The 10,379-nt window shown below is 70.9% G+C and carries 9 protein-coding genes and 1 riboswitch; of the genes, 3 read left to right on the top strand and 6 right to left on the bottom strand.

The features are described from left to right. The first annotated feature begins 186 nt into the window (after positions 1-186). The gene (locus OG407_RS02700; RefSeq protein ID WP_405854611.1) at positions 187-1,215 is read left to right on the top strand and encodes a LuxR family transcriptional regulator; all 1,029 of its coding nucleotides are present in this window, start codon (positions 187-189) and stop codon (positions 1,213-1,215) included. 278 nt (positions 1,216-1,493) lie between these two features. Continuing rightward, entirely contained in the window at positions 1,494-1,709 is a 216-nt protein-coding gene (locus tag OG407_RS02695) for a hypothetical protein (RefSeq protein WP_405854609.1), read from the top strand. Positions 1,710-2,440: 731 nt separating this feature from the next. Here OG407_RS02695 and OG407_RS02690 read toward each other — a convergent pair. The 6 genes from OG407_RS02690 to OG407_RS02665 all read right to left on the bottom strand — a co-directional run bounded on the left by OG407_RS02690 (position 2,441) and on the right by OG407_RS02665 (position 9,034). Next, positions 2,441-3,454, bottom strand: coding sequence for an LLM class flavin-dependent oxidoreductase (locus OG407_RS02690; RefSeq protein ID WP_405854607.1), 1,014 nt, complete (start codon positions 3,452-3,454; stop codon positions 2,441-2,443). Beyond that, positions 3,451-5,181, bottom strand: a complete 1,731-nt coding sequence (locus tag OG407_RS02685; protein WP_405854605.1) for a dipeptide ABC transporter ATP-binding protein — start codon at positions 5,179-5,181, stop codon at positions 3,451-3,453. The genes OG407_RS02690 and OG407_RS02685 overlap by 4 nt, the downstream gene beginning before the upstream one ends. Continuing rightward, entirely contained in the window at positions 5,163-6,089 is a 927-nt protein-coding gene (locus OG407_RS02680; RefSeq protein ID WP_405854603.1) for an ABC transporter permease, read from the bottom strand. Before OG407_RS02680 ends, OG407_RS02685 begins: the two co-directional genes overlap by 19 nt. Continuing rightward, positions 6,086-7,045: an ABC transporter permease gene (locus OG407_RS02675; protein WP_405854601.1), complete on the bottom strand. Its 960-nt coding sequence runs from the start codon at positions 7,043-7,045 to the stop codon at positions 6,086-6,088. Before OG407_RS02675 ends, OG407_RS02680 begins: the two co-directional genes overlap by 4 nt. Positions 7,046-7,048: 3 nt before the next feature. After that, entirely contained in the window at positions 7,049-8,671 is a 1,623-nt protein-coding gene (locus OG407_RS02670; RefSeq protein ID WP_405854599.1) for an ABC transporter substrate-binding protein, read from the bottom strand. Between the two features lie 237 nt (positions 8,672-8,908). Next, the gene (locus tag OG407_RS02665; RefSeq protein WP_328685759.1) at positions 8,909-9,034 is read right to left on the bottom strand and encodes a putative leader peptide; all 126 of its coding nucleotides are present in this window, start codon (positions 9,032-9,034) and stop codon (positions 8,909-8,911) included. 33 nt (positions 9,035-9,067) lie between these two features. Beyond that, positions 9,068-9,181: riboswitch (SAM riboswitch) on the bottom strand. Between the two features lie 173 nt (positions 9,182-9,354). On the opposite strand from OG407_RS02665, the gene OG407_RS02660 reads away from it, so the two are divergent. Next, entirely contained in the window at positions 9,355-10,374 is a 1,020-nt protein-coding gene (locus OG407_RS02660; protein WP_405854597.1) for an MDR family NADP-dependent oxidoreductase, read from the top strand. Positions 10,375-10,379 lie beyond the last annotated feature (5 nt).

Here is a 10,379-nt window from a genome sequence, read left to right as displayed (position 1 = left end):
GCCGCCGCCGTCGGGGGTGTGACGGAAGCGGTCAACCGGCATGCGCTGCACGGGTGTTGCGGGACGGTGAACAAAGCGCGCAAGGGTTCGGCACATGATCTGTTCCTGTTGAAGAATCGATGGTGGAAGCCTTGGCCGGGCAGCCACAGACTTGCGTCAGGCACGATTACGAGGGGGAGACGAACCGTGAGCTTCGACGGCATAACGGATCTGCCGGACGTCCCACAGGCGGGCACCGCGGCGAGCGACGTGTACACGCTCGCCCTGCGGAGCGAATACGTCGACATCCAACGCTGCGCACGAGAACTCGGCATCTCCGAGGCGGAGGCCGCCGCGGCCATCGAGGATCTCCTCCGGCTGCGGCTCCTGCATCTGGTGCACGGCTGCACGTACGCCTATGTCGCCGTCAACCCGATGTCCGCCTCGCTGCAACTGCTGGCCGTGCAGGACGAGGCCCTGCGCCAGCGGCAGCACGAACTGGAGCGGCTGCGGCAGCAGATGCACAGCCTGCTGCCGCTCTACCAGGCCAACTTCTCAAGCGAGCCGCACCATCCGCACGTGCAGCGCGTCGACGACCCGAGAGCCGCCCGGGGGGTCCTCACCACGATCACGGTCGAGGCGAAGCGGGAGATCCTGTTCTCCCTCCCGGCCCTGGATCCCTGGGAAGAACCGGCGGACCTGGACCGCGGGGCGTGGCTGCGGAGCGCGGGGACGCGCTCCGAACTCCTCAGGGTGCTGTTGCCGGAGGCCGCCAGGTTCGACGTCCGGGTGCGTGAGCGGGTGGAGACGCTGATCGCCGACGGGGGGCAGGTGCGCACGGCCGTCCACGCTCCTGCATGGCTGCTGGTCGCCGACGCCGAGGTCGCCGTGGTCCCCGTCGCGGACGGTCCCGGGCTCAGCGTCGTGCGCGAGCAGTCCGTGGTCGCGGCGCTACGGCGCACCCTGAGCGGCGCGTGGGACGAGGCACGGCCCTTCGACGGCAGCTACGACCACGACAGCGCCCGCTCCACCTCGGCCCTGATCGACGAGGCCATTCTCCGTATGCTGCTCAACGGCCTTGAGGACAAGGTGATCGCCCGGCGCCTGGACATCTCCCTGCGCACCTGCCAACGGCGCATCGCCGAGCTCATGGACGCCCTGGGAGCCAGGACACGCCTCCAGGCCGGCTATGTGCTCGGGCAACGCGGCCTCGCCGGGGAGCGGACGGCGGCGTAGCCGGGGCGCGAGACATACTCCCGGCTCGGCACCGGGCCGGGAGTATGTCTCGCGCGCCGCGCGCCGCGCCACAAACGGATAGCCGAGCACGGGGGAGGAGGCGGTCGTGGCCCTGCGGGACGGCCATGTGGTAGCCGATGTCGTCCTCATGGACCTGCTGCTCCCGGGCTGTTCCGGTATCGAGGCGACCTGGGCCATCGTCGCGGACGCAGAGCATGTAGCCCCGCGCGCCCGCCCGCAGGGCGGCCACGACCGCGTCGTCCTCGGCGGACCCCGAGATGAAGAGCACTCTCGGTGCGTCGGGCCCGACAGGCCGTACGACGGTCTCCCGGGGCAGCGGTGGACTCGGCGTCTGTGTCGTGGGCTTGGCCACCGACTGGAGTGCCCACGCGTATGCCATGAGCGGAGCTAATGCCGTCCAGCGCGGTCGGTCGATGTTCAGCAGCATCATCGCCCGCAGGGGTTCCTCGACCGGTGTCATGAAGTTCCGGTAATTGCCCGGGTAATCGGGAGACTTGCTCATCTCCTGCCGCAGCCCGCGCACTCCGCCCTCGATGTCGCCGCCGACCTGCGGACCGACGGCCTTGTAGGCGGCGACCAGTTCGGGCGACGCGTGATAGAGGGCGACCTCGTCGAGCTGGTACCAGACCTCGTTGGCCCGGCGGTCGCCCAGCATGCCGGGCACGGGCGGCAGGGCCGGCGTCCGCCGCGTTCCCGCGCCGGGGCGACACCTGTCATCGCCAGGCCGGCCAGGGCGGTGGCAGCGACGGACGTGCGGAGCAGTTGTCTGCGGCCGAGAGACCGGTCGGGTGAAGGGGCGAGCGGTCGGTCGGGTCGGTTCGACATGGAAGGTTGCCCCGCTTCTGGTCGTGGTGCGCCCGCGTGGGCCGGAGATGTCGTCGCCCACGGGCCGCCACGGTCGGGCGCCGCGCGTCCCGGGCACCTGGGCCAGGTGTCCTGTCCGTGTCCCGGCCACGGGATCCACGTGTCCGCACTGGTCGACGTGGCGCCGTGAGCACCGTTGCGGTACCAGCCCTGTCCGGGAGTCGCCCTGACGCGGTCGTCAGGGCGACTCGGTGTCGTGGCGCGGCGCCGACCAGTCCGTGCGCGTGGGTGTTCCCGCCGGTGCAGGTGTCGAGTGGAGCGGACACCCTCGGAGCGCCCCCGGCGAAACGATGACCGTCGGCCACCGGCTCCCGGGCGTGCAGCTCCAGCCGTACGGAACTTATCGCGCCGCCTCCAACTGCGCCGGGCGCCAGCCCAGTTCGGGGGCGATCAGGTGGCGTACGTCGTGCAGGATCTGCTCGTACTCCTCGCGGCGGAACTCGTACGGCAGTTCAAGGCGCAGCTCCGACACCGCCGACACGACCGGGTCCGCGGTGAGTTGGTCCAGGATCTGTTCCGCCGTGCCGACCACGTCGGGTGCGAAGAGGGTCCGTCTCGGTCCCTGTGGAGCCAAGGTGCGGGCTTGGCGGCTCGCGGTGTACTCCCGGTAGCGGGTGCGGGTGGCGCGGTCCGCGCTGTCGAAGGGCACGATCACGCGGCCCACCGCGACGCGGGCGCTGGACCGGAAACGCCGGTACTCGGTGAGGAGGTTCGACTGGGCCGTGGTGAAGTCGTCGGTGCCCTCGCCGGTGACGATGTTGCCGGACAGCAGGTTGAGGCCGTTCTCGCCGGCCCAGCGAGCCGAGCGCAGGCTGCCGCCGCCGTACCAAATACGGTCCGCCAGACCGGGGTTGTGCGGTTGCAGGCGTGGTCGTTGGGTGTTGCCCGGCGACTGGATCACTGTGTCCGTGCCGCCGAGGTAGTCGCCGCGCAGGTTGTCGACGACGCGGGCGACCCGGCCGTAGGAGAGGTCGAAGGAGCGCCAGTCGCCGTCGAACACGAGGTCGCCGAGGATGTCGGCGTGCGGCATGCCGGTGGAGAAGCCGATCTGGAGCCGGCCGCGGGAGAGTACGTCGGCCAGGGCCAGGTCCTCGGCCAGGCGGAACGGGCTCTCGTAGCCGATCGGGATGACCGCGGTCCCCAACTCGACGCGCTCGGTGCGCTGTCCGGCCGCGGCGAGGAACACCGCGGCCGAGCCGACGCCGTGTTCGAGGTGGCGTTGCCGGATCCAGGCGCCGTCGTAGCCCAACCGCTCGCCGTACTCGAAGAGTTGGAGCGTCTCCTCCAGGCCGGTGTAGGGGTCGTCGTCGGCGAAGTTGCCCGGGGTGAGGAAGGCGAGGGAGGTGATGGTCATGCGGTTTGCGTCCTCAGGTCGTGGTCGTCCCGGTGGCCGGGGATCGCCGCGAGCAGCTCGCGGGTGTACTCGTGCTCCGGGTGCGTGAAGAGGTCCTCGGGCGCGCCCACTTCCACGATGCGGCCGGCCCGCATGACCGCCACCTCGTGCGCGATCTGCCGTACGACGGCCAGGTCGTGCGAGATGAACAGGTACGCCACTCCCGTGTCGGCCTGCAACTCGGCCAGCAGGTCCAGGACTTGGGCCTGGACGGAGACGTCGAGCGCGGACACCGGCTCGTCGCAGACGACCAGATCCGGTGAGAGCGCCAGGGCGCGGGCGATCGCCACGCGCTGGCGCTGCCCGCCCGACAGCTCCGCCGGACGGCGCTCCAGCGTCGAGGCGGGCAGCGCGACCCGGTCGAGCAGGTCGCGGGCGCGTTCGAGGCGGGAGGCGCGGTCGCCGACCTTGAACGCGCGCAGTGGTTCGGTGATCACCTCGCCGATGGAGAAGCGCGGGTCGAGGGAGGCATACGGGTTCTGGTAGACGAGCTGGGCCCGGCGCCGTAGTTGGCGGGCCTGCGCGCCCCGCGCGGTCGTGACGTCGGCGCTGTCGAACAGGATGCGTCCGTCGGTCGTGTCGGTCAGGCGGAGCACCAGCCGGGCCGTGGTGGACTTCCCCGAACCGGACTCGCCTACCAGCGCCAGGGTCCGGCCGCGGTGGAGAGTGAAGCTGACGTCGTCCACCGCGCGCAGGGTGCGGGACTCGCCGTCCGTGCGGGGGAGTCTGAACTCCTTGACCGCGTTGCGGACTTCGACCAGTGGAGTCCCCCCGGTGGCCGCGGGTCCGGTGGCCGGGAAGTGCGCGCGGGCGGTGGCCAGGCTCGGCGCGCTCGCCAACAGCCGCTGTGTGTAGGCGTGTTGAGGGTCGGCGAGGATGTCACGGGTCGGGCCCGCCTCCACGACCCGCCCCTGCGACATCACGACCAGGCGCTGGGACCGGTCGGCGGCGACGCCGAGGTCATGGGTCACCAGCAGGATCGCGGTGCCCAACTCCTCGGTGAGGTGCTGGAGATGGTCGAGGATGACGCGCTGCACGGTGACGTCGAGCGCGCTGGTCGGCTCGTCGGCGATGATCAGCTTCGGGTTCGCGGCGATGGCGACGGCGATCAGGGCGCGTTGCCGCATGCCTCCGGAGAGTTCGTGCGGGTACTGCCGGGCTCGGGTGGCCGCGTCGGACAGCCCCGCCCGGTCCAGGATGCCGATCGCCTCCGCCGGGGCGGAACGGCGGGTCGCCAGCCCGTGGATGCGCAGGACCTCGGCGACCTGTTCGCCGATGCGCTTGACCGGGTTGAGGGAGACCGACGGGTCCTGGGGGACCAGGCCGATCTGTGCGCCGCGCACGGTACGCAGCTCCGCCTCGGACAGGGTGGTGAGGTCGTGCCGGCCGAAGCGGATCGTGCCGCTGTCGATGGAGGCGTTCGGTGCCAGGAGCCGGGTGATCGCGTGCGCGGTGGTGCTCTTGCCGGACCCCGACTCGCCCACCACGGCGGTCACTTCACCCGGCCGCACGTCGAGGTCGACGTCCCGCACCGCCTGCACGGTGGTGCCGCGGGTGCGGTACGACACCGACAGGCCGCGTATCTCCAGGGCTCCCTGCCCGTTCGGTCCGGTGCTCGGTGTTGTCGTCAAGTCCTCACCCGTTCCGGGGTCGTTCGTCACGCGGTCGGTCATCGCTGCCGCGACCATTCGCCGTCCAGGGCGCGTGCGATGCGGTTGGTGGCCAGCACGGTCGCGGCGATCGCCAGTCCGGGCAGCGCCGTCAACCACCAGGCGTTGGCAAGGTAGTTGCGGCCGTCGGAGATCAACGTGCCCCACTCCGGCGCCGGTGGTGGGGCGCCGTAGCCGAGGAAGCTCAGGGCCGACACGGCGAGGATGGAGGAGCCGAAGTCGAGGGTGGCCAGGACGATCACCGGGCCCGCCGCGTTGGGCAGGACATGGCGGCCCAGGACCGAGTACCAGCGGGATCCGCAGGAGCGCGACGCCTCGACGAAGACCGCCTGCCGCACCCGCAGCACCTCCGCCCGCGTCACCCGCGCGAAGCTCGCGACGCTGGCGATCCCGACCGCGACCGCCACCTTCACCGTGCCGTAGCCCAGCGCGGTGACCAGGGCCAGGGACAGGAACAGTGCCGGGATCGACAGCAGTACGTCGACGAAGCGCATCAGCACGTCGTCGACCCAGCGTCCGACGAACCCGGCGACCAGACCGATCAGACTGCCCACCACGAAGGCGACCGCGACCGCGATCAGCGTGGCCTTCAGGGAGAGTTGGGCGCCGTGGACCACCCGGGAGAACACATCGCGTCCCAGTTCGTCGGTGCCGAACCAGTGCGCGCCGCCGGGACCGCGGAAGTTCTCCGACGGCACCCCATGCAGCGGATCCTTCGAGGTGAACAGGTCCGGCCAGAAGGAGGCCAGCACCACCAGGACGACGATCAGGACCGACAGCAGCAGGCCCGGGCGACGTACCAGGAACCGGCGGACTCGGCGCAGGTCGACGCCAGGTTCTCGTTCGGGGGCGGCCCCCGGTTCGACCGGCCGGGCCGGGAGGCCGAGTGCGGCGCCGGTGGCGTCGTCGATCAGTTCCTGGCTCATGCGAGTCCCGCCTTCCGGCCCGAGGCCACGACGATCCGCGGGTCCAGCAGCGGATACACGAGGTCGACGACCAGGTTCGTCGCCACGAAGATCAGCGCTCCGAACACCACCACCCCCTGGACCAGCGGGATGTCCTGGGCGGTGACCGCGGCGGCCGTCACCCGGCCGAGGCCGTCACGCGAGAACACCGTCTCGACGACCACCGACCCCGCGATCAACTGCCCGACCAGCAGCCCCACGACCGTCAGCGCCGGCAGTGACGCGTTGCGCAGGGCGTGCCGCAGATGGACCCGCCAGCGGCCGGCGCCCTTGGCGCGGGCGGTTTCCACATAGGCCTGGTCCAGCGCCGTGAGGAGACTCTTGGCCAGCACCTGGGCCACCTGCGCGCCGGTCGGGATCGCCAGGGTCACGGCCGGCAGGACCAGCCCCCGCAGCCCGTCGTTGCCGAAGGCCGGGAACCAGTGCAGCCGGAAGGAGAACATCTCGACGAGCAGCAGACCGGTCCAGAACGTCGGTACCGAGACTCCCAACGGCGGCAGCGACAGCAGCAGTTGGCGCAGCCAGCGCTGCGAGGTGTAGGTCGCCAGCACGGCCAGGCCGCCGCCGAGGACCACCGCGAGCAGCAGCGCGGCCCCGGTCAGCTGCAGGGTCTGGGGCAGCGCGTCGGCCAGTGTCGAGGTCACCGGCCGGCCGGTGGAGACCGCGTCGCCGAAGTCCCCGCGCACCGCCTTGCCGAGGTAGTCGGCGTACTGCACCAGGATCGGCTTGTCGAAGCCGTACTCGTGCCGCAGCGCGGCGAGTTGGGCCGGATCGACCTGCCCGGAGTCCATTCCGGCACCGGCCATCGCCGTGACCGGATCGCCGGGCAGGAAGTCGAGGACCAGGAAGGACACCGTGTAGGCCGCCCACAGCACCCCGACGGCCTGGGCGATCCGCTTGACCACGTAGCGGCGCATGCGTCAGCCGACCCAGGTGTCGTGCAGCTGTATCCGGCTGGAGGCGTCGAAGTTCAGCCCGTGCACCTTGGCCGCCACGCCGATCTGGGACTGGAGCTCCACCACCGGCGCGTAGTAGGCGTTCCGCACGATCAACTGCTGTGCCTGCTCGACCAGTTGCCCGCGCTTCGTCGTGTCGGTCGTCGCCGCCTGGCCGGTCAGCGCGGTGTCCAGCGGGCCCACCGGGACGCGGTAGAAGTTGGCCAGCTTGGTGGAGAAGGAGCTGCGCAGGATGTCCGGGTCGGCCCGGGTCACGTTGCCCCACGCGGTGTCGTAGTCACCCGACTGCAGCGTCGGGGCGAGCTGGGTGATCTGGACCTGCTTGAGCGTCAGGTTGACGCCGACGGCCTTGAGTTGCTGCTGGATCAGCTCCAACGTGGGCTGGTTGGTGGCCGCGTTGGGGACCCAGTCGACCGTCAGGCTCAGCTTCTTGCCGTCCTTCGTCCGGATGCCGTCGCCGGCGGTCTTCCAACCGGCCGCGTCCAGAAGGGACTTCGCCTTGGCCGCGTCGGTCGTCAGATCCGCGGAGAGGTTCGCGTAGTCGGGTGTGGTGTGCGCCAGGACGCTGGTCGCGGGCTGGGTGCCGGTCGGGAACACGGTGTCGGCGATCTGCTTACGGTCGATGGCGAACCCGATGGCCTGGCGCACCCGCGCGTCCTTCAGGGCCGGACGCGAGTTGTTGAAGGCCAGGCCGAACACCACGCCGGGGTTGGCCCGCCGCTGAAGGGCGACCTGGCCGCCCTTCAGCGCCGCTTCGTTGGCCTTGCCGACGCTGCTGATCGCGTCCACCTGCCCCGACTGGAGACTGCCGGCCCGCACCCCCGCCTCGGGTACGACCTTGAAGACCACCTTGTCCAGGTAGGCCTCGCCGCTCTTGTGCCACAGCGAGGAGCCCCACGCGTACCCGGTCCGCCTGGCCAGCGTCACCGACTGGTTCTGCACGTACTGCTTGAGCACGAAGGGCCCGGAGCCGACCACTCCCTGGCTGCACTTCTGCTGCGGGGACTTCTTCACGCTCGCGGAGGACTCGATGCCCAGCGAGTGCGTCGAAGTGGCTTGCAGGAACTGGGCGTTGGGCTGCTGGAAGGTCACCTTGACGGTGAGCGGGTCGACGACGGCGGTGCTCTTGACGCCGCTCAGATAGCCCTCGGCGAGGGTCCCCAGCGCGCCGAGGTCCGGTACCGCGTCGAAGTTGTCCTTGACCACCTGGGCGGTCAGCTTCGATCCGTCGCTGAAGGTGACACCCGATCTGAGGTGGAAGGTGAACGTCGTCGCGTCGGGGCTGATGTCCCAGCTCTTCGCCAGCCAGGGCACGATCTTGCCGGTCGCGGGGTCCTGGTCGGTGAGGGAGTCCACGATCTGGCGTACCGAGTAGATGGTGTCGTTGCTGGCCACCTGCTGCGGATCCACGCAGCCGGCGTCGGAACCCACCGCGAAGGTCAGGGTGCCACCGGACTTCGCCGGGCCGCTGCCGCCGTCCGAACCGCCGCTGCCGCCGGACCCGCAGGCGGTGAGCAGGACGCTGGTGGTCAGAAGGGCGGTCAGGGTCGCCCATCGGGTGGGGCGGATGTCCGGATGTGCTCTCACGGAGGGTGCTCCTACTCGTGTCACTACGCATGGGGTGCCCGCGGATCACGGCCGCGCACGTGGGCGCGCCGCTCCGGTCGGCTCAACGCCGTTGACGGGCAGTGCGGTTGGGGGAGTCAAGCGGGAAGGGGGCGCGGCGGGTGCGGATGCCGTCCGTGAACACGGACAGGACCGCGAGAGGCTGCGGAGACATGCCTGCGGGCCGCGACAGACGTCAGACGGACGTGGTCAAGGCGGTCAGGCGCGACACAGACAGCTGGTGAAGCGCTGCAGGTCGATGTGGCGGCGGCGGGAGAACCGGGAGAAGACGGTCGCGGCCGTCAGGGAAGCGACGGAGACGCTCGGGTCACTGCTGTGTCGCACGACCGTCCTCCCCGTCTCCGACCCCGGCCAAGGGCCCCGCGCTTGCAGAGATCGTCGGTGATCCTGCCGGGCTTTCACCTGGAGCACCCCACCGCGTCGGAGGGTTGCCGGTCAGCAAGCCAGGGCTTGACGCTGACACTCGATGCCGGTCGCGATCGTACGGAGCGACGTCGTCGTACGTCAATGGCGGGTCCGGGCCGACGAGGGGAGATCGACCGGGCGGTCCGCTCCGGCTTGACCTTGACGTGCGCGTCAACTCTTAACGTCGGTGGGCGCCGCACACCGTGTGCGGCCGTCGACCACCCGTCAGGAGCCCGTAGATGTCTCCGTCGAACATCCCCGCCACGCACCGCGAGGTCCGACTCGCCTCCCGTCCCCAAGGCGCCCTCGAATCACGCCACTTCACCGTGGCGGAGGTCCCCGTCCCGGAACCGGGACCCGGGCAACTGCTGGTCCGCAACCGCCTGATGGGCGTCGCCGCGTCACTGCGCACCCTGATGGGGGAGGAGGCGGGGCTGCCCCTGCCGTCGTTCGAGGTCGGCGGGCCGCTGTCGGCCCCGGCCGTCGGAGAGGTGGTCACGGCACCCGAGGGCGGGACCCCGCGCCCCGGTGATCTGGTGTCGCACTGGGCGGGGTTCCGCGAGTACGCCGTGGTGGAGGCCGACGCGGTGCAGGCCGTCGACCTGACGGTTCTGCCGGACCCCGTGGCGTACCTCTCGCAGGGGCCGTCGGCCTGGATCGGTGTGGTCCGGGGCGCCGAAGTACGGGACGGGGACACGGTGTTCGTCTCCGGCGCGGCAGGCGGACTCGGCACCCTGGCCGGGCAGTTCGCCCGGATGCGCGGAGCCGGCCGGGTCATCGGCAGCACCAGCTCGCAGCGCAAGGCCGACTACCTGGTCGAGACGCTGGGCTTCGACGCGGTCGTGCTGCGCGGAGCCGAACCCATCGAGGACCAGCTGCGCAAGGCGGCCCCGGACGGCATCGACGCGGTCGTGGACAACGTCGGCGGTGAGCAGCTGCGGGCCGCGCTCGCCCTGGCCCGGCCCGGTGCCCGGGTGGGGCTGATCGGAGCGCTCTCCGCACAGGTCCCGGGCGAGAACACGGCGCCCGTCGAGATCGACACCTACTCGCTGATCGTGCGCGGGATCCAGCTCCGCGGCATCAGCGGCGCGCGCCACCGGGACGCGCTGACGGAATACGAGGAGACGTTCGGCCGTTGGCTCCGCGAGGGCTCGGTCACCGTCCCGCACACCCGCCTGTCCGGAATCGACCAGGCACCCCGCGCCCTGATGGAACTGCTCGAAGGACACCACATCGGCACCGTGGTCGTGGAGTTGTAGTCGTC

The sequence above is a fragment of the Streptomyces sp. NBC_01515 genome (assembly GCF_045040345.1).
GTDB lineage: Bacteria > Actinomycetota > Actinomycetes > Streptomycetales > Streptomycetaceae > Streptomyces.
This window is presented reverse-complemented; position numbering and strand designations above follow the sequence as displayed.